General features: G+C 71.9%; 17 protein-coding genes. 9 read left to right on the top strand and 8 right to left on the bottom strand.

Annotated features, from left to right (window positions below; translation table 11 throughout):
* Nucleotides 1-34: 34 nt before the first annotated feature.
* Nucleotides 35-2,179: a DUF8189 domain-containing protein gene (locus ACZ4EF_RS34830; protein ID WP_467508176.1), complete on the bottom strand. Its 2,145-nt coding sequence runs from the start codon at nucleotides 2,177-2,179 to the stop codon at nucleotides 35-37.
* Between the two features lie 121 nt (nucleotides 2,180-2,300).
* Entirely contained in the window at nucleotides 2,301-3,203 is a 903-nt protein-coding gene (locus tag ACZ4EF_RS34825; protein ID WP_467508174.1) for a helix-turn-helix transcriptional regulator, read from the bottom strand.
* A gap of 205 nt (nucleotides 3,204-3,408) precedes the next feature.
* On the opposite strand from ACZ4EF_RS34825, the gene ACZ4EF_RS34820 reads away from it, so the two are divergent.
* The gene (locus tag ACZ4EF_RS34820; RefSeq protein ID WP_467508172.1) at nucleotides 3,409-4,185 is read left to right on the top strand and encodes an SDR family oxidoreductase; all 777 of its coding nucleotides are present in this window, start codon (nucleotides 3,409-3,411) and stop codon (nucleotides 4,183-4,185) included.
* Between the two features lie 17 nt (nucleotides 4,186-4,202).
* On the opposite strand, the gene ACZ4EF_RS34815 is transcribed toward ACZ4EF_RS34820, so the two are convergent.
* Nucleotides 4,203-4,523 (bottom strand): DMT family transporter, encoded by a 321-nt coding sequence (locus ACZ4EF_RS34815; RefSeq protein WP_188280976.1) that lies wholly within the window; start codon nucleotides 4,521-4,523, stop codon nucleotides 4,203-4,205.
* A gap of 297 nt (nucleotides 4,524-4,820) precedes the next feature.
* Here ACZ4EF_RS34815 and ACZ4EF_RS34810 point away from each other — a divergent pair, with 297 nt between their 5' ends.
* Nucleotides 4,821-5,507 (top strand): TetR/AcrR family transcriptional regulator, encoded by a 687-nt coding sequence (locus ACZ4EF_RS34810; RefSeq protein ID WP_355334974.1) that lies wholly within the window; start codon nucleotides 4,821-4,823, stop codon nucleotides 5,505-5,507.
* Between the two features lie 35 nt (nucleotides 5,508-5,542).
* Here the strand turns inward: ACZ4EF_RS34810 and ACZ4EF_RS34805 are convergent, their stop codons facing one another.
* On the bottom strand, nucleotides 5,543-6,280 hold the full coding sequence (locus ACZ4EF_RS34805; RefSeq protein ID WP_467508169.1) for an SDR family NAD(P)-dependent oxidoreductase: 738 nt from the start codon (nucleotides 6,278-6,280) through the stop codon (nucleotides 5,543-5,545).
* Between the two features lie 91 nt (nucleotides 6,281-6,371).
* On the opposite strand from ACZ4EF_RS34805, the gene ACZ4EF_RS34800 reads away from it, so the two are divergent.
* Nucleotides 6,372-7,235, top strand: a complete 864-nt coding sequence (locus tag ACZ4EF_RS34800; RefSeq protein WP_391047816.1) for a LysR family transcriptional regulator — start codon at nucleotides 6,372-6,374, stop codon at nucleotides 7,233-7,235.
* Nucleotides 7,236-7,277: 42 nt separating this feature from the next.
* Here ACZ4EF_RS34800 and ACZ4EF_RS34795 read toward each other — a convergent pair whose 3' ends face one another.
* Nucleotides 7,278-7,949 carry an SGNH/GDSL hydrolase family protein gene (locus ACZ4EF_RS34795; protein WP_391047819.1) on the bottom strand — a complete coding sequence of 224 codons (672 nt, stop codon included), beginning with the start codon at nucleotides 7,947-7,949 and terminating at the stop codon, nucleotides 7,278-7,280.
* Between the two features lie 233 nt (nucleotides 7,950-8,182).
* On the opposite strand from ACZ4EF_RS34795, the gene ACZ4EF_RS34790 reads away from it, so the two are divergent.
* Complete coding sequence (locus tag ACZ4EF_RS34790) at nucleotides 8,183-8,590, top strand: PH domain-containing protein (protein ID WP_355334986.1); 408 nt, start codon at nucleotides 8,183-8,185, stop codon at nucleotides 8,588-8,590.
* A gap of 86 nt (nucleotides 8,591-8,676) precedes the next feature.
* Here the strand turns inward: ACZ4EF_RS34790 and ACZ4EF_RS34785 are convergent, their stop codons facing one another.
* Genes ACZ4EF_RS34785 through ACZ4EF_RS34775 form a run of 3 tightly spaced genes read right to left on the bottom strand, consistent with a single transcriptional unit; the run spans nucleotide 8,677 to nucleotide 13,770 of the window.
* Nucleotides 8,677-11,433, bottom strand: coding sequence for an alkaline phosphatase family protein (locus ACZ4EF_RS34785; RefSeq protein ID WP_467508166.1), 2,757 nt, complete (start codon nucleotides 11,431-11,433; stop codon nucleotides 8,677-8,679).
* Between the two features lie 4 nt (nucleotides 11,434-11,437).
* A complete protein-coding gene (locus ACZ4EF_RS34780) occupies nucleotides 11,438-12,835 on the bottom strand; it encodes an ABC transporter permease (protein ID WP_401307476.1) in 1,398 nt (465 codons plus the stop codon).
* Nucleotides 12,832-13,770, bottom strand: coding sequence for an ABC transporter ATP-binding protein (locus tag ACZ4EF_RS34775; protein ID WP_355334994.1), 939 nt, complete (start codon nucleotides 13,768-13,770; stop codon nucleotides 12,832-12,834). The genes ACZ4EF_RS34780 and ACZ4EF_RS34775 overlap by 4 nt, the downstream gene beginning before the upstream one ends.
* Nucleotides 13,771-14,063: 293 nt before the next feature.
* On the opposite strand from ACZ4EF_RS34775, the gene ACZ4EF_RS34770 reads away from it, so the two are divergent.
* The 5 genes from ACZ4EF_RS34770 (at nucleotide 14,064) to ACZ4EF_RS34750 (ending at nucleotide 18,766) form a co-directional block, all read left to right on the top strand.
* Nucleotides 14,064-14,240, top strand: a complete 177-nt coding sequence (locus ACZ4EF_RS34770; protein WP_467508163.1) for a hypothetical protein — start codon at nucleotides 14,064-14,066, stop codon at nucleotides 14,238-14,240.
* A 32-nt stretch (nucleotides 14,241-14,272) separates the two neighbouring features.
* On the top strand, nucleotides 14,273-15,835 hold the full coding sequence (locus tag ACZ4EF_RS34765) for a phospholipase C (protein ID WP_467508161.1): 1,563 nt from the start codon (nucleotides 14,273-14,275) through the stop codon (nucleotides 15,833-15,835).
* A 315-nt stretch (nucleotides 15,836-16,150) separates the two neighbouring features.
* Nucleotides 16,151-16,930, top strand: a complete 780-nt coding sequence (locus ACZ4EF_RS34760) for a FadR/GntR family transcriptional regulator (RefSeq protein WP_401720412.1) — start codon at nucleotides 16,151-16,153, stop codon at nucleotides 16,928-16,930.
* A 339-nt stretch (nucleotides 16,931-17,269) separates the two neighbouring features.
* Nucleotides 17,270-17,878: a superoxide dismutase gene (locus ACZ4EF_RS34755; protein WP_391047834.1), complete on the top strand. Its 609-nt coding sequence runs from the start codon at nucleotides 17,270-17,272 to the stop codon at nucleotides 17,876-17,878.
* Nucleotides 17,879-18,406: 528 nt separating this feature from the next.
* A complete protein-coding gene (locus ACZ4EF_RS34750; protein ID WP_467508158.1) occupies nucleotides 18,407-18,766 on the top strand; it encodes a hypothetical protein in 360 nt (119 codons plus the stop codon).
* Nucleotides 18,767-18,866 lie beyond the last annotated feature (100 nt).

The raw sequence follows: 18,866 nt of genomic DNA, 5'->3' as shown, positions 1-18,866 counted from the left end.
GCGCGATCCCGCACCGGACGCCGTACCCGACCTGTCAGAGCGTGCTCTGGCGGACGGCTCCGCCCACCCCGCGGAAGACCACCAGCACGCTCCCGTCCGCCCCGGCCGTGGCCCCGGCCGACCCGTCGAGCGCCCCGCTCACGAACGCCGTGCGCGGGTACCACCCCGACCAGGTGTCGCTCGCGGCGTCGTACCCGCGCTGCCAGAGCGTGTAGTCCGAGGCCCGCGCGAGCAGTTGGACGGTGCCGCCCGCCGTGACCAGCGTCGGCGCGGCACTGATGGTGCCGCCCAGCGACGACCAGCCCGACCAGGCGCCCGAGGTGTCGCGCACCCGCGTCCACACCGCGTCGTCCGCGGCCCGCACCGCCACATGGATCCGGCCCGCGGCGTCGGCGACGGCCGACGGCCGTCCGTACAGCGCCAGTCCGTCCGGCGCGCCGATCGAGGTCCAGCCGGTGCGCGGGCCGCGGCTGCGGACCGTGCCGTCGCTCCCGGTGGCGAACAGCGTCCACCGGTCGGGGCCGTCGAAGGCGACGGTCGGCGCGTCCGCGAGCCGCCCGCCCAGGCTCTGCCAGCCGCCCCAGCGGCCGTGTTCGTAGGTCCGCCGGTACGCGGCGCCGTCCGTGCCGCGCACGAACACGTCGATCCGGCCGCCCGCGCTGCCGTACGCGGCGGGGTCGCCGAGGAACCGGCCGCGGGTGGGGCCGCCGAGGTCGGTGGTGCGCGCCGGCCAATGACCGTCCCGGCCGGTGCGCGCCCGCAGTTCGCCGCCGTCGCCGCGGGTGAACGCGGTCAGCGTGGCGCCGTCGCGCACCAGCGCGGGGCTCGCCGTGGACCGGCCGCCGAGCGTGACGCCGGGCGCGTCGTCGCGCCCGGTGAGCTTCAGGAAGGCGGTGCCGTGGGCCGGGACGGTGACGGTGTACGAGCCGCTGCGCGTGCCCCGGTCGGCGCGCGCCCGCAGGTCGCGTACGGCCACGTCGCCGGTCAGCCCGGCGGCGGCGAAGTCGATCGTGCGCGCGGCGGGCCGGTCCGAGCGGTTGAGCAGGACGACCGCGCGGCGGCCCGCGCCCTGGAGGACCTTGCTGTAGACGTCGCCGGTCGCGTCCGTGGCCACCCGTACGCCCTGGATCGCCAGCGGGTCCTGGTCGACGGCGAGGATCTCCGGATTGCGCAGCGTGTCGAGCATCGCCTTGGGCAGGGTGCGCGGGTCGGAGCCGATGACCAGCGGGGAGGCCATCTCCGCCCACATCACGAGCTGCGTGGTGGACTCCTCCTGCGTCAGCTCGTACGAGCCGTCGGGCATCTTCCGCATCGGGATCAGATAGTCGGGGTCGTTGTAGTGGCCGGGGCCCTGCGCCTCGGGGTGCCAGGCGTTGGCGTCCATGTTGCGCAGCACATTGGGCCACTCGTCCGCGGTCGGCGTGCCGTAGGCGATGTCGGTGCCACTGCGCCAGGAGTCGGCGGCGGTCGGCCCGTACACGTACGCGTTGTGCGCGTCCTGCGCCGGGGTGTGCGGCAGACCCCAGTCGTCGGTGAGCGGGTTGCACAGGTTGAGGATCATCGGGCGGCCGGACTTCGCGACGGCGTCGCTGAACTCCTTGAAGGCCGGGCCGGGATCGAGCTTTTCCGCGATGCCGCACAGGAAGTCGACCTTGACCGCGTCGATCTTCCAGGCGGCGAACTGGTCGGCGTCCTGCCGGTAGTGGCCGCGGCTGCCGAGCCCGCAGTTCGCCGGGTCGTAGTCGCCCGCGTCGGTGTAGATGCCGGCCTTGAGTCCGCGCTGGTGCAGATAGGTCACCAACGCCGGTATGCCGGAGGGGAATCGGTCCCGGTTGGCGGTCAGGCGTCCGGCGCTGTCGCGGGGCGTGTCGGCCTGCCAGCCGCCGTCGAGCCACACGATGTCGTAGCCGCTGTCGCGCAGACCGCTGCTGACGAGGTGGTCGGCGACGCTTCTGACCTGGGCCTCGGTGGGGGCGCCGAGGCCGTAGTAGGTGTTCCAGCCCATGTACGGCGTCGGCGCGAGGCCGCTGTCGTAGAAGGCGGGGGCGCCGTCGGCGGCGGTACGTGCCGGGGCGTCGGCATGCGCCGCCCCCGGCACCGCGACCGCGAGCAGTACGCCCGCTCCCGCCGTCGCCACGGCGCGCCGGGCACGCGCCGTCCCTGAACGATGCGAAGTCATGAAGGGTCTCCCGAGAGTTGGGGATACGCGGACGGCCGCCTCCCGGAACACCGGGGACCGCCGCCACGACGAAGACTGTGGCGGCGGTCCCGAACCCTGTCAACGATAATTCCTAATTAACTTAAATTTGCAGCTCCGGGTCGCTGTCCTGACCGCTTCCCCGGCCGCCGTCGCGCCCTTCCGGAGCGGGCGCCGTCCAGTTGCCGAGGAGCTGGAGCGCCTGGGCGCTCGGCGAGCCCGGCTCGACGGTGTAGACGCACAGCGTCTGGTCCTGATCGCCGGGCGGTTGCAGCGACTCGTAGGAGAACTCCAGGTCCCCCGCGACGGGATGGCGGTAGCGCTTGATCCCGTGGGTGCGGCGCAGCACCCGGTGGTCGTTCCACCACGTGGTGAACTCCGGTGAGCGCAGGGTGAGTTCACCGACCAGGTCGGCGAGCTGACGGTCGTTCGGGTAGCGGCCGGCCTCCAGCCGGAGCATGGCGACGGTCTCGGCGGCGAGCTGCTCCCAGTCGACGACGCGCTCGCGCGCCTCGGGGTCCAGCAGGTAGTAGCGGGCCATGTTCCGGCGGGGCGCGGGCAGCGCGTCGAAGTCGACGAGCAGCGCGCGGGCCAGCCGGTTGGACGCCAGCACGTCGGTGCGGCGGCCGAGGACGAAGGCGGGCACGTGCTCCAGCGTCTGGAGCAGCAGATGGAGTCCCGGCCGAACCCGCTGCGGTCCGCTCGGCGCGTGCCGGGAACCTGCGGGCCTGCGGGTCAGCAGGTCGGTCAGGTGCTCGCGCTCGGCGGTGTCGAGCCGCAGCGCGCGGGCGAGCGCGTCGAGCACCTCGGGCGACGGGTTCCCGCCGCGCCCCTGTTCGAGCCGGGTGTAGTACTCGGTGCTCACCCCGGCCAGCCGGGCCACCTCGTCACGGCGCAGCCCCGGCACCCGGCGGACCCGGCCGTCGGCGGGCAGTCCCGCCTCGTCGGGGGTGATACGGGCCCGGCGCGAGCGCAGGAAGTCGGCGGTGTCGGTGCTGCGGTCCATACCCCCAGTGTGGCGGGCGGCGCGCGGGCCGCGCGCGTCGTGACTGGCCCTGTCAGTACCTGCCTCGCCGGTGCGGGTCAGGCCGTTACCTGCCTGCTCAGGGCTCTTTTCGGCGCTCCGCGGCGGCTGCCCGGGTGGTGTGCTGGACGGCAGGCGGACCGAGGGTCCGCCGCCGCATCACACCGAACACGAAAGGTGGACAGCCATGTCCGCGCACGACATCAGCAAGCCCCTCACCGGCCGGGTGGCGGTCGTCACCGGCGCCTCCAGCGGTCTCGGCGAGGCGTCCGCGGAGCACCTGGCGGAACTCGGCGCGAAGGTCGCGGTGCTGGCCCGCCGCACCGACCGGCTGGACGACCTGGTCGCCCGGATCACCAAGAACGGCGGCGCCGCGCTGGCCCTGCCGGTCGACGTCACCGACCCGGAAGCCCTGCTGGCCGCCGCCGACCGGGTCGCGGCCGAACTGGGCGGCGCCGACCTGCTGTTCAACAACGCGGGCGTGATGCTGCCCTCGCCGATCGAGGAGCTGCGCACCGACCTGTGGCAGCGGCAGATCGACCTCAACGTCAAGGGCCTGATGAACGCGATCGGCGCCTTCACCCCGCAGTTGATCGCCGCCGCGGCCGAGCGCGGCGTCGCCGACCTGATCAACACCTCGTCCATCGGCGCGCGGAACATCTTCCCGACCTTCGCCGTCTACTGCGGGACGAAGGCGTTCGTGACGCATCTGTCCACGAATCTGCGGGTCGAACTCGGCCCGAAGAACGTGCGCGTCACCTCCCTGGAGCCGGGCATCGTCGGCACCGAACTCCAGACCCACGTCACGGACGCGGGCGCGCTGGAGTGGCTGGACGGCGCCCGGCAGTCGATGGAGTTCCTGGAGGCCGGGGACATCGCCAGGACCGTCGGTTTCATCGCGACGCTGCCGCCGCGGGTCAACATCCAGCAGGTCACCGTCATGCCGACGGGCCAGCCGAGCTGACCCGTCGGCAGCGCCGGTCAGTGGCCGGAGGTCGCCTTCAGACCGACCACGGCGACCAGCAGCAGCGAGACGAAGAAGATCCGGGCGGCGGTCGTGGGCTCGCCGAGCACCGCCATGCCGACCACGGCCGCACCGGCCGCGCCGATGCCGACCCAGACGCCGTACGCCGTACCGATCGGCAGCGTCTTCGCCGCCTGGGAGAGCATCAGCATGCTCGCCACGATGCCCGCGCCGGTCAGCAGACTCGGGACGGGACGGGTGAAGCCGTCGGTGTACTTCATTCCGATCGACCAGGCCACTTCGAGCAGACCTGCGACAACAACAAGGACCCATGCCATGAGGGCACCTCCGTGGGTTTCGTGCTTACGGGGGTGCGCCGTCTTTGCAGGGTCCCGGTACGACGCGCTCGTCGGGTACTCATCCGACCATAGCAAATTCCGGCAATACGGCCACCGGCCGAGGTGCGGACCGGCCGCCGTTTCCGGGACAGTCCCGGAGTCGCACCCCGTATGCGTACGGCGTATACCTTGATCCTCGGCGGCACCGTTCGCGGGTGTATACGCAGTACGCTGCGTAGTGGCGGCGGCGAGGAATCCGGTGTCGCTCAGGCTGTCGACCAGGAGGTGGCGGGACCCGTGGCGGCTCACAAACGCTTGAACAGGGACGAGCTGATTTCCACCGCGCTCGCCGTGGCCGACAGCGAAGGTCTCGAAGCCGTCACCATCCGGCGGGTCGCCCAGCAGCACGACGTGACGCCGATGGCGCTGTACCGGCACTTCCCGGACAAGGACGGGCTGTTCGACGCGGTCACCGAGCGGCTGCTGACCGACGTCCGGGTCCCGGAGCCGGACGAGCGGCCGTGGCACGAGCAGATGAACGACCTGCTGAGCGGTTTCCTCGCGGCGCTGCGCCCGCACCCCAACGCCGCCGGTCTGGTGATCACCCGGATCTTCGCCTCCGAGCCCGGTCTCGTCGTCACCGAACGCACCCTCGCGCTGCTCTCCGCGGCCGGTCTGCCGGTCGAGCAGGGCGCGCAGACCGCCGGTCAGGCGCTGTGCTCGCTGGTGACCCTGGTCATCACCGAACCCGGCCGCAGCAATCCGGCCCTGGACCCCGAGTCCCGCGAGGAGGCCGTCAGCGCGAAGAAGGCGAGCCTGCTCGACCTCTCCCCCGACCGGTACCCGCACGTCGTGGCCGCCGCCGACGCGCTCTTGTCGTGCGCGAGCAACGACGCGTACTACCGGCGCGGTGTCGACATGATCGTCGCGGGCATGCGCGGCACGGCGCAGGACGCCCTCGCGGCCGAGGCCGTCACCGGCTGACCCGGCGCACCCTCGGGACTCGGTGCTGGAAGCCGTTACCAGGGGACGACGCCGGCGTCCTCGAAGAACCCGCCGGTCGGGCCGCCGTCGGGCAGGGTGGCGAGGCGGATGGGGGTGGCCGCGCCCTGCTGGGGGGTGCGGGGGCCGAGGAAGCCGGTGAAGTCGGTCGCGACCAGGCCGGGGCAGGCGGCGTTGATCAGGATGTTCGTACCGGCGAACTGCAGGGCGTAGTGCACGGTGACGGCGTTGAGGAACGTCTTCGTCGGCGAATAGGCCGCCATGACCGGGCCGATCTCGACGTCCGGGTCCGCCTGCCGGGTCAGGGAGGCGACGCTGCTGGAGACGTTGACGACGCGCGGCGACGCGGAGCGCCGCAGAAGGGGCAGCATCGCGTTGGTCACGCGGATGACGCCGAGGACGTTGGTCTCCACGACCGTGCGGACCAGGTCGAGGTCGAGCGTCGTCGGGTCCTGCGTCCACCCCGGCCCCGTCGGTCCTGAGATACCGGCGTTGTTGACCAGGGCGTCCAGGCGGCCCTCCCGCCGCTCGACGAGTTCCGCGGCGTCGGTGACGCTGCGGTCGCCGGTCACGTCCAGCGGCACCCCGAAGGCGTCCACCCCGGCGGCGCGCAGCTTGTCGACGGCGGCTTCGAGGCGGCCCCCGTCACGCGCTCCCACGCCCACCCGGTAGCCGAGGGCGCCGAGGCCGCTCGCGATCTCGTAGCCGATTCCCTTGTTCGCGCCGGTCACCAGCGCGATCTTCGTTTCGCTCATGCCGTCGATGCTCGCCCGCCGCCGGGCCGCGCATCCAACACCGATACGGTGCTCTGTCATACCCGGCAGGTATCACACGTACGCTGGGGTCATGGACACCTTGGAGATCCGTGAGCTTCGGTACTTCACGGCGGTCGCCGAGGAACTGCACTTCGGCCGCGCCGCCGAGCGCCTCGGCATGGCCCAGCCACCGCTGTCCCGCGCGATCCAGCAGCTCGAACGGCGGCTCGGCGTCACGCTGCTGATCCGCGACCGCCGCGGGGTCGCTCTGACCGGCGCCGGTCAGGTGCTGCTGCACGAGGGCCGCGCGGCCCTGGACGCGACGGCCGCCGCCGCGCGCCGTACCCGCCGGGCCGGTGACGCCGACCGCGCGGGCGGGGCCCGCGACCGTCTGGTCCTGGCGGTGAAGGCCGCCGCGTCGCACGAGCTGCTGCACAAGCTCCTGGACGCCTACGCGGCCGAGCCGGACGCCGCCGAGATCGAGGTGCTGCCGAGCGGCACGTGCGAGCAGGGCGAGATGCTGCGCGACGGCCGCGCCGATGTGGCGCTCATGCACAAGCCGTTCAACTCCCTCGCCGGATTCGACAGCGAGGAACTGATGACCGAGGGCCAGATCGCCATTCTGCCCGCAGGGCACCCCTTGGCCACGCGCAAGGTCCTGTCGCTGGCCGACGTCAGCGACCTCCCCGATCTCCCGCTCGCCCGCTGGGCCCACGACGGCACGTATCCCCCAGGCCCTGGCCCCGAGATCCACGACCAGACGCAACTGGCCCAGCTCATCGCCCTCGGCCGCACCATGGCCGTCTTCCCCGACTCCGCCCGCGCCTGGCTGTGGGCCGAGCACACCGCCGTCCCGCTCAGCGACGCTCCGCCCGTCGTCACCCACATCGCCTGGCCCGCCCACAGCCGCTCCCTCCCCCTCGCCGCCCTGGTCCGCACGGCCACCCGGCTGTGAGCCGGGTGGCCCTGGCGACCGGCAAGCGGCCGGGCGCGGGGGTCAGGCCCGCTCGGGGAGCGCCGCTCCGACCGCGGTGAGCCAGGCGTCGGCGAGCAGGGCGTGACCGTCCGGGGTCAGGTGGATGCCGTCGTCGGTCCACTTGCGGGGACCGGCGTCGGCGGCGGCCCGCGTCATCAGCGCGTCGGCGGGGACGAGGGTGGCGGAGAAGTCGGCGGCCAGTCGCCGTACCACCGCCAGCTTGCCGTCCAGGTCGTCCCGGAACGCCAGTTGGTCCTCGCTGACGGGCATCACGAACGGCTCGATCAGCACCAGCGCGCTGCCCCGGTCGGCGGCCTGGCCGAGCACGGTGCGGTAGTGGTCCTCGTACTCCTCGTCGGAGGTGGGGTCGTCGCTGTCGAAGCGGCGCCACACCTCGTTGATCCCGACCAGGACGGACACCACGTCGGCGCCGACCGCCAGGCAGTCCCGGTCCCAGCGGCCCCGCAGGTCGACCGCGCGGTTGCCGCTGATGCCGCGGTTGACGAAGCGGACCCCGGAGCCGGGGTGCTCGGCCGCGTACCGCTCGGCCACCATCGCCGCGTAGCCGTCGCCGAGGGAGTCGGGCGCGTCCAGGTCACGACCGCAGTCGGTGATGCTGTCGCCGATGAAGAGCACGACGCCGTCGTCCGGAACGAGATTCGGGCGGACCTGCGGGCTCAGAGGGGACGTCATGATCGGGCCTTTCCCGTGCCGACACGCGTTTCGCTGTTCGTACCACCGTTCGGATCGCCCACTGTACGGTCCCCGACCTGCCCGTTCGCGACCGGCCACCCGCCAACCAGCGGCCCGCCCAGCCGGATTCCGTCCGCACCTGCCGGTACCAACGGCGATGGACGGCGGGTTCGACACACAGCACGGCGGCACCGACCGCGCCGCGACGTGGTCGGCGGGGGGGGCGGAAACGTATGTGGGTGCTGCCCTCCGGCAAGAGCTGGACGGACGCCGCCAGGTACGTGGTGCTCGGTGTGGCCGCGCTCGTGTCGCTGTGGTTCTGGCTGATCCCGCTCATGAAGTGGCGCGGCACCCTCTACATCCTGACCACCAAGCGGGTCCACACGCGGGTCGGCTTCGTGAACAAGACCGGGCGCAGCATCCCGCTGGCCCGGATCAACGACATCTCGTTCGCCGCCTCCCTGTGGGAGCGGATCATCCGGTGCGGGACGCTCAAGATCGAGTCGGCCTCCGAGCAGGGCCTGCTGACCCTGAAGCACATTCCGGACCCGGAGGGTCTGAAGAGGACCATCTACGAGGCGATGGACGGCGACCAGGAGCACCGCTACGGCGCCGAGGAGCGGATCTCGCGTTCCCGCTGACGGGAAGACGGCAGGACGACTGGAGAGCCCCTGGGCGGCGGTGACGCCGGCCAGGGGCCCTCTCGCGATCGATCCGGCTCGGACCGTCAGCCGTCGTTCTCCGACGACGGGATGTACGCGCCCGGTACGTCGTTCGGCGCGAAGATCCTGGCCTCGCCGGGGTACGGCTTGGTCCAGTTGTGCGTCTGGTACCAGGTGAGGTGGTTCATCTGCGCCGGGTTGGCGTAGTCGGGCACGGCGTTGGGGCCGGTCAGGCGCTGCTGGGACTTCCAGGTGTCCCACTGGTCCGCGAGCCGCTTCTCGGCAGCCGGGACCGCCGCCGCCGGTACCGCCGCCGCGTTGGGGTTCTGCGCCGCCGGGGTGTCGACGCCGCAGGAGGGCGGGGTGGACAGACCGTCGGTGAGCGAGGTGCGATTGGCCAGAGCGTTGAACGGCGCGAGGTCGGGCTTCTTGGTGAAGGCCGCGGTCATCGGGCTGGCCGCCGTGTCCTTCTGGTTCATCGGGTGGACCCCGAGGATCTGCTCGATGGTGCGGATCATCGTGATCTGCGAGTAGTAGTGGTTGTCGACGACGCCGTGCCGGGCGTACGGGCTGATGATCTGGATCGGGGCGCGGTGGCCGTCGATGTGGTCGAGACCGGCCTGGGAGTCGTCCTCGACCACGAAGATGGCGGAGTCCTTCCAGTACCGGCTGTGCGAGATCTCGTCGACCATCTTGCCGACCGCGAGGTCGTTGTCGGCGACCTGCGCGGCCGGGCTCGCGGGACCGCCGGTGTGGTCGCTGGAGAGCCAGAACATGTTCAGGTTCGCCGGACCGTTCTTCTCGAAGTCCTGCTTCCAGATCTGGTACCGGTAGACGTCGGGGACGCTGGTGTCGAACTTCGGGAAGCCCGGCACGGACACGGCGTTGAGCGACGGGATCGGCGAGGAGGAGTCCAGCGGGTAGGCGGTGTCCTTCCCGGTGGCGTCCATGGTCTTGGCGTCGCAGTACAGGTTCTGCCAGCTCGCGTCGGCGGGTTTGGCCAGGAACTGCTGGAACTCGCCGAAGTCCCGCACCGATTTCCCCGCCGCCTGCGCGCCGGTCCACAGGAATCCGCTTCGCTGGTGGCCGAGCGCGTCGTCCTCGGTGTCGTAACTGCGCAGGTACTCACCGGCGGAGGACTCGGTGTACTCCGGATTGTCCGCCTGCATCAGCCAGTTGTGGCCCTCGGCGGAGTTGGTGCCGATGTCGTACGTGTTGTCGTACAGCCCGAACTGGCGTGCCAGCGCGTGCTGGTTGGGTGTCACGTTCTCGCCGAACTGGGTCAGCGCCGGGTCGCCGTCGCCCTGCGGGAGGTCGCCGAGGATCTGGTCGTAGGTCCGGTTCTCCTTGACGATCAGGAAGACGTGCTTGATCGTCGAGGGGTCGCCGAGCCGCGCGGGGACCGGCACCGGCTTCGCGTGGCCCTTGGACGCGGCCTCCTTGAGCGAGCCGTTGGTCCAGCCGTTCTGCCGGAAGACCTTGGCCGTCTGGGACGCGATGACACGGTCGTTCGGCAGCGTGAAGTGCTGCACGCTCGACGTGGTGTCGTGGGTGCCGTGCCCGGCGGCGGTGGTGGGCCGACGGGCGTCCACGCCACGGGTGTTGGAGACGACCACCTGCTTGCCGACGGTCGCGATCTCGGCGGGGAAGTAGTCCGTCGGGAGCAGTCCGACGTAACTGACCGGCTCCTGCGGGGTCGTGTAGCGGTAGACGGCGACGGCGTTGGCGCGGCCGAGCGTCACCAGGAGGTGCCCGTCGTCGGTGAGGGTCACGGCGTCGGGTTCGTAGCCCACCGACGCCTCGGGCCACGGCCGGGTGGCGATGGTCTGCACGACCTTGTCGTTGGCCGTCCTGATCACCGACACGTCGTTGGTCGCGGTGTTGGTGACGAACACCGCTCCCTTCTTGGCGTAGACCGCGGTCGGGTGCAGCCCGACGGTGATGCTGGCCGGCGCGGCGTCGGGCTTGGCCAGGTTGATGACACTGACCGTGCCGGTCGTGGTGGCGGCGGTCACCGGGTCGGCGGCCACCTGGGTGTTGTACGAGTTGATGGTGGTCTCGCCGGGACGCGCCGGACGTCCGCCCTCGTTGCTGACGTACAGCTTGTCGCCGACCCGGGCGATGCCGCGCGGGGCGTTGCCGACGGGCCAGCTCCGCTGGACGGATCCGGTCGCGGCGTTGATGGCGACCACGCGGTTCTGGCCGTTGACCACGCTGTACACGGTGGCGCCGTCGGGCGAGAAGACCGCCGCGCTCGCCAGCGCGTGCCGGGGACCGTCGGCGGGGATCTTGACGGCCGTCGGGTGGGCGAGGCTGCCGTCCGCGTTCACGGTGAACTTGGTGTATCCGTCGGTCTGGCCGAGCCACAACTGCGAGCCGTCGGGCGAGTACGCGGGACTTTCCTGTCCCACGTCATTGCCGCTGATCCGCAGGTCGGCCGCGGCGGAGTTGCCGATGAGCTGCTGCACCTTCCAGCTCTTCAGGTCCACGACGGACAGCGCCATCCCGCCGTCGGTGACCGCGGCCGCCAGGTGGGTGCCGTCCGGGCTGACGGTGGACGACATGATCTTGCCGTTGTTGACGACGAGGCGCTCGCCGTACGGGGCGATGTACTGGTCGCTGGAGATGACCTGGCCCCGGTCGGTGGTCTGCCCGACCTGCTGGGTGCCGAACTGGTGCGTCTGGGCGAACGCGGTGCCGGTGGCGGCGAGGGCGAGGGCGCTGACGCCCGACGTCACCAGGACCGCCCGGCGTCCGACGCGTTTGCCGAAAATGCTGAACTCCGGTTTCTCGGTACGCCTTCGGCGGCGAGCTACCTGCATGGAGTCATCCCTTCGAGGAGTGGAGCAGTTCGACGTTGCCGTCGAACTGCCAGAGCGGGTTCGGCGCGTCCCCGACGGGGGTGCGCACGAGGAAGTAGCCGTTGACTTCCTTCGGCCCGTCGCCGTCGGCCACGAACCGCCCGTCCGCGGTGACGTCGAGCTGGTAGACAGCCGTCCCCGCGGCCGTGACGTCGGGGAGATGCCAGGTGACGACGCAGCGCCAGTCGTTGCCCGGACCCTCGGCGGCGACCTGGCCCCCGCCCCTGTTGCACGCCGCGGTGACGCGCAGGTGCTCCTCCGTCACGTCGGGGCGGTTCAGGTCGCCGGCCTGGACGCGGTAGAGGTGGGCGAACGCGGTGGCCACCGACCGCTGGATCTTGTCCTGGTCGATTCCGGAGCCCGTCGACGGGGTCGCCACGGCGATGACCGCGAAGGTCGCGGCCAACAGGCCGGTCAGCGGCAGGAGTCCGGCGGTGACGGCACGGCGCCCCGAGCCGTCGGAGGTGAGGTCGGTGAAATCGCGGCGCAGGAAGAGCAGACACGCGAGTCCCGTCGCGACCACGGCCCACACCACGCTCACCGCGATGCCGATCAGCAGCGGTTCGAGCTGTCCCGGACTGGTGAACAGACCATTCCACGAGAGGAAGGCGTAGCCGGGCAGGGCCAGGCGCAGGGCGACGGGCAGCGGCAGCATCTGGGCGAGCTGCATCGCGAGCGCGACGAGCGCGGGCAGGAGCAGACCCATCGGGGACCGTCCCAGCGCGATCGACCCGAGGAGTCCGATCGCGGCCAGGGCGAGGGTCGGCGCGACGACACAGGCCCAGGCGAGGAGGACGTCACGCGCGGCGTCGGAAGGCGCCAGCAGGTGGCCGTCGAGGCCGACCAGCGGGTGGTTGCCGACCGACAGCAGCCCGCCGACCACGCCGGAGGCGGCCAGCCCGGCCACGAGCAGCAGGATGACCGTGACGCTGGCCAGTGCCTTCGCGGCGAAGATCCGCCCGGGCGACCTGACCGCCACCAGCAGGTGCCGCCAGGTGCCGAGCCGGTCCTCGGAGGCGAAGACGTCCCCGGCGACCAGCGAGGTCAGCAGCGGGAGCGCCCAGGTGCCGGAGAAGCCGAGCACCACCAGCGATCCGGCCCACCCGGTGGCATGCATCCAGCGGCCGAAGAGGGTGTCGGAGGGGAGCGTGCTCTGCTGGCTCACCGCGGCGACGAAGAGCGCGGGCGCGATCCAGCAGGCGAGCACCAGCAGGCGGATGCGCCACTGCGACACCAGCTTGACCAGTTCGAAGCGGTAGGCGCGGGCCACCGAGACGCGGCGGACTCCGGCCTCGTCGTCATGGCCGTCATGGGCGTCATGGCCGTCAGCCGGGCGGTCGGTCGCGGACACGGTCGCGGTCATCGGGCCGCCTCCTGCTCGGTGAGGGCGAGGAACGCGGCTTCGAGGGGCGATTGCACCGGGCCCACCTCTCGTACGGCGACGCCGTCGCGGACGATCCGCGCCACCAGGTCGTCCAGGGCCGGCGTCGGCGCGCGGACGACGAGGACGTCGGCGCCGCGCCATGTCGCGGCCTCGTCCACGACACGCACACCGGCCGTGTCATGGGCCAGCCGGCTGGCGGCCCGCTGGTCCGAGGTCAGCAGCCGGTAGTCGAGTTCGCGGCTCTCGGCGGCCAGCTTGCCCAGCGGGCCGGAGAAGACGGTCCTTCCGGTGGCGAGGATGGTGACGTCGGAGCACAGCGCTTCGAGGTCGTCCATGCGGTGGCTGGAGAGCACGACCGCGGCGCCCTCGGCGGCGAGCCGGGTGAGGACACCGTGGACGTGCTTCTTCCCCGCCGGGTCGAGGCCGTTGGACGGTTCGTCGAGGACGAGCAGCCGGGGTGTGGTGAGCAGGGCCGCGGCGAGTCCGAGGCGCTGCCGCATGCCGAGGGAGAACCCGCGCGCCTTGTCGTCGGCGACGTCGGTGAGGCCGACCTGGTCGAGTACGTCGTCGATCCCCGCCGTCCGCGCGTCGCGTCCGCGCAGGGCGGCCAGCGCGGCCAGATTCTGCCGGGCGGTGAGCGAGGGGTACAGCCCCGGCCCGTCCACGAATCCGGCCACCCCCTCGGGAGCGGCGAGCAGCCGGCCGATCGGCGTGCCCAGGATGTCGAGGTGCCCGGCGTCGGCGACGGCCAGGCCCAGGAGCAGGCCCAACAACGTGGTCTTGCCTGCGCCGTTCGGTCCGACCAGGCCGTGGATCCGCCCCTGCGCGACGTCCAGATCCACGCCGTCGAGGGCGACGACGTCACCGAAGCACTTGGTGATCCCACGAGCCCGGACAGCAAGGAGAGTGTCCATGAGTCCCTTCTTTCACAGCCCTCAGGGACCCTAGGGACAGCACAATGCGCCGTCATGGACTACGAGTTGAACGCTGGAAGAACGACAGGAGACCCGCTCGCGGTGCACGCGTGCCCCGCCCCGAGCCGCCGCACGCCGCGCCGACAACCGCGACGGCGCCTTCCGCGACTACATCGCGGACTCGGCCAACAACGTGATCCGCCGGGTCGACGCGCGGACCGGGACCATCACGACCGTGGCGGGCGACCATACTGCCGACAAGGCGGACGACGGCCTCGGCGCGTTCTCCGGCGATGGCGGCGCGGCGACCTCCGGTCGACCGGTCCTCGGACCTGCTGTACCTCTCCGACACACGCAACAGCGCGGTCGCCCAGGTGCTCGGTGTCGCCCGGTCCGGTGACGCGGCGGGGCCGACGGCTCCGCGCGGTCGCGGCGCCGCCCCGCGCGGTCCCGCCCCGCAGAAGTCCTGAGCGGGTTCCACGAGACGGAGAGAAGACAGACGATGAGCGACACCGCTTCAGGCCGCTCGGGGATCTCCCGGCGCCGCTTCGTCGCCAGCGCCGCCGCGCTGGCGGGTGCCGCCGGGGTGGCGGGCGTGCTGCCCGAGAACCTCGCGCGGGCCGCGACCGCGGGGCCGGCCAAGGGGGACCTGTCCCAGATCAAGCACGTCGTGTACGTGATGATGGAGAACCGGTCGTTCGACCACTACTTCGGCACCTTTCCCGGTGCCCGCGGCTTCAACGACAAGACGGCGATCAAACTGCCCAACGGCGACTCGGTCTTCCGGCAGCCCGATCCGGCCAACCCCGACGGGTATCTCGAACCGTTCCACATGTCCACGCTCAGCACCGGCGCCGCCGCGATCCCGTCGCTCTCCCACGACTGGCGCGACCAGCACGCCTCGTGGAACCAGGGCGCGATGGACGGCTGGCTGTCCGCGCACATCGCCTCGGACGGCGAGGTCAACGGCGCGTACACGATGGGCTACTTCACCCGCGAGGACATCCCGTTCCACTGGGCTCTCGCCGAGTCCTTCACGCTGCTGGACAACTACCACTGCTCCGTCCTGGGCCCGACCGACCCGAACCGGCTGGTGTGGATGTCCGGCACCAACGACCCGGAGGGCAAATTCGGCGGCCCCGTGCTGGAGACGGTCACGCCGAACCCGATGACCCACCCGTCGGCGGCGGAGATCCTCTACGACGCGGGGTACAGCGTCAAGACGTACTTCTCCGGCGCGACCAGCGGGTTCAACGTCTTCGCCTGGTTCGCCAGCTTCAAGAACAAGGCGACCCTGCCCGTCGCCCTCCACAACGCCGTCATGACCGGCGGCACGCTCTACGGCGACGGCACACCGGGACGGGTCGGCGATCCCACCCACCCGTCCCCGGCGTCCGACCCGGCGCTCGGTTTCGAGGAGGACTGCGCCAACGGGGTCCTCGCGGACGTGTCCTGGCTCTACATGCCGAGCGAGGCCGACGAGCACCCGCCGAATCTCCCGGCGGCCGGCGCGCAGTACCTGGCGTCCAAGCTGGAGGCGCTGGCCTCCAACGACGAGCTGTGGAACTCGACCGTCTTCGTCCTGAACTACGACGAGAACGACGGCTTCTTCGACCACGTCCCGCCGCCCGTCCCCAACCCCCGTACGTACCCGGAGGAGTTCGTCCACCTGACGTCGCCGAAGGGCACTCCGGGCGGGGGGCTGCCGGTCGGCGCGGGCTTCCGCGTGCCGTGCGTCATCGTCTCCCCCTGGACCGTGGGCGGCCGGATCTTCTCCGAGGTCTCCGACCACACCTCGGCGCTCCGGTTCATCGAGACCATCACCGCGGCGGGCGGCCTGTCCGGCCACGGTCCGGTGACCTTCACCCCGATCAGCAAGTGGCGTCGCCGCACCTTCGGCGACTTCACCGGCGCCCTCCGCCTCCAGGACCGCAAACCCGCTCCGACCAGCCCGGAATTCGCCCCCGCCACGACGGCCGCCCACCTCGCCGCCCAGACCGCGGCCTCCACCCAGCCCATGCCCGCGCGACCGGGCGCCACCCAGTCCTTCCCTCCCCCGCGCTGACCCGCCGGGTGCGGCGGGTCCATCTCGGGCTGTGAACGGGCCGCGTCGCCCGCGCAGGCCGTCAGCGCCCAGGCCGGCGGCAGGGCGCCCGCCATCGCCAGGAGACCGGGGAGGGGGCCGGGCGGCGCGATCGAACACACCGGGAGAACATCCGCGCGCCGGGAGGCGGGAAAGGCTCAATACCGGGGCACACGGAGTCGGTAAGGCCCGGAGGCCGACCTCACGGGGGAGCACGCGCCGGGCCCCGACCAGGGCCTATTGGTCATACCTTAATCAGTTACTATGGGGTCGTCCGCGTCTATGGAAGGAACCCTTATGGCCGCTCGCCGTCCGACAGCGAGGACCGAGGACGGTCAGTCCGGCCGGCTCCTCAGCCCCGTGAACGACCGCCGGATCTCCGCGCTGATCGTCGACCAGGTGCGCTCGCTCATCCATGAGGGCAAGTTGACGCCGGGCGACCGGCTCCCTCCGGAACGCGAGATGTGCGAGCGGTTCGGGGTCAGTCGGGTGACCGTGCGCGAGGCGCTGCGGGTGCTCGAGGCGGGCGGACTGGTCGAGATCCGGGTGGGCGCGCACGGCGGGGCGTTCGTCACCACGCCGACCAGTGACCGGATCGGGGCGAGCATCACCGATCTGCTCACGCTCTCCTCGGTGTCGGCGGCCGATGTGACCCAGGTCCGGCTGGTCCTGGAGGTCGGCATCATGCCGCTGCTGTGCGCGACCGCGGACGACGAGGACATCGCCGCGCTCCAGGCGATCTGCGACCGGCAGGAGGAGGCGGTCGCGGGCGGCGACTACGACGTGTCGCTGTCCGCCGAATTCCATACGCGGCTGGCGGCGAGCACGCACAACACCGCGTTCGAGATGCTGATCCACTCCTTCCACGGGCCGCAGTTGATATCGCCGGCGACCGCGCAGCGGACGGCGCCCGAGAGGGGCAAGCGCGGCATGGAGGAGCACCGGGCGATCATCGCGGCCATCCGGGCGGACGACGTGGAGACCGGGCAGCGGATCATGCGCGAGCACCTGACCAGGACCGCGGCGCGGCTCTGCCTGGACGAACCCAAGGCGGCGGGGCGGCGCAAGAAGCAGTAGGCGGCCGGCTTCCGGCACGCGCGGCCGAGCCCCCTTCGACGCGGAGATCCGCGCCGAAGGGGGCTCCGGCGTTCCCGGCCCCCCGCCCGCCCAGGTCGGCGGCATCGGAGCGCGGGCGGCCGGCACAGCAGTACGTCGGCGGGCGGGACCGGCGGGCCGGCGGGTTGCCGGTTGGAAAGACGATCAGCGTCGAGGAAGCGACTCTCCCGGGATGCTGTCGGGCCGACCCCGCCCGACACCATGCTGCTGCACCTGTGCCGCTATTGCAACTCTCTCGCAATAAGGTCATAGGGTGGGTCGCGGCACGTATTCTCACTCTGTCGAAAGGGGCCGTGCCTGATGGGCACCTACGCGCTTCCTGACATGCCGTACGACTACTCCGCTCTGGAACCGGCCATCACCGGCGAAATCCTGGAGCTGCACCACGCCAAGCACCACGCCGCCTACGTCAAGGGCGCCAACGACACGCTGGAGCAGATCGCCGAGGCCCGCGAGAAGGAACAGCTCGCCCCGGCCCGGCTCGTGGGCCTGGAGAAGACCTTCGCCTTCAACCTCTCCGGCCACGTCCTGCACTCGATCTTCTGGGAGAATCTGTCCCCCGACGGCGGCGACCGCCCCGACGGCGCGCTGGCCACCGCCATCGAGGAGCACCTCGGCGGATTCGAGGCGTTCAAGAAGCACCTCACCGCCGCCACCGCGTCCGTCCAGGGCTCCGGCTGGGGCGTCCTGGCCTGGGAGCCGCTCGGCAAGCGGCTGATCGTGGAACAGGTCTACGACCACCACGGCAACGTCGGCCACGGCGCCACCCCGCTGCTGGTCTTCGACGCCTGGGAGCACGCCTACTACCTCCAGTACAAGAACGTCCGCCCCGACTACGTCACCAAGCTCTGGGACCTCGTCAACTGGACCGACGTCAGCGCCCGTTACGCCAAGGCCACCGGCGCCTGACCCTCGTAGCACGCCGCACACCGGACGCCGTACGCCGCAGGGGCACCGCCGACCACGGCGGTGCCCCCGGCCGCTTCCCTGTCACTCCCCCACCGTTCCCGCGCGGACAGGAACTGCCGCGCGCGGTCCCGTCGTCTCCCCTGACGCGTGGCGACGGACGTGGCCGACGGACGGGCAACAGGGGGGCGGCACGGTGGAGTTCACGAGGAGCGGGCGGCTTCGCCGGAGCGGCAGACGCCGGGTGGGGTGGGGGGCGCTGGCGGCGGTCGGCGCCGCCGCATGGGCGGCGCTCGCGCGCGGCGATTCCCGGCAGACGGCGCATATCGCCCCGCTCCTGGCGGTGTTGTCCGTCCTCGCGGGTGCGCGGTCGCTGCGGAGGGCGAGCCGGCCGTTCCGGCTGCGGGTGGACGAGTACGGGATCACCCTCGATGAGCACCGGCTGGGCTGGGGTGAGATCGAAGGGGTCGGGCTGCGCTACGGACCGGCGGACCCGTCGGGGGCGCCCAACAGGTCGTCGCCCTCGGGCCGTTGGCCGGTCTCGGCGGTCTGTACGGCAGCGGTTGGCTCTTCTTGCGGTGGCTGCGTCCGCTGCGCCTGCGGATCGGCCCCGAGGGCATCGCGATGCGGGACTTCGGCGCCACCGACCTCGTCCTCCGCTGGGACCAGATCGCCGCGGTCACCGTCGGCCCGCGCCCGTACACCTCGGAAAAGCACCTGTGGCTGCTGGTCTGGCCGGTTCCCGGGGAGAGGTTCGCCCTGCCGCGCACCCACGTGGTCGACGGCCATGAGACGTACGCCCTGGTGGCGGTGCGCCGCCTGCGCGAGCCCGGCGAGGTCGAGCCGGTCGTCAGGCACTTCGCCCGCCGCCGCTACGCCGAACCGGCCTGACCGCGCCTGGCCACGTCCGACCCGCTCGACCGGTGGGGGGGGGGGGGGGGGGGGGGGGGGGGGGGGCGGGGGGGGGGGGGGGGGGGGGGGGGGGGGGCGG

This window comes from Streptomyces sp. NPDC025721, from assembly GCF_055558595.1.
Note: the sequence above shows the minus strand (reverse complement) of the source record. Positions and strands in the feature narration are given on the sequence as shown.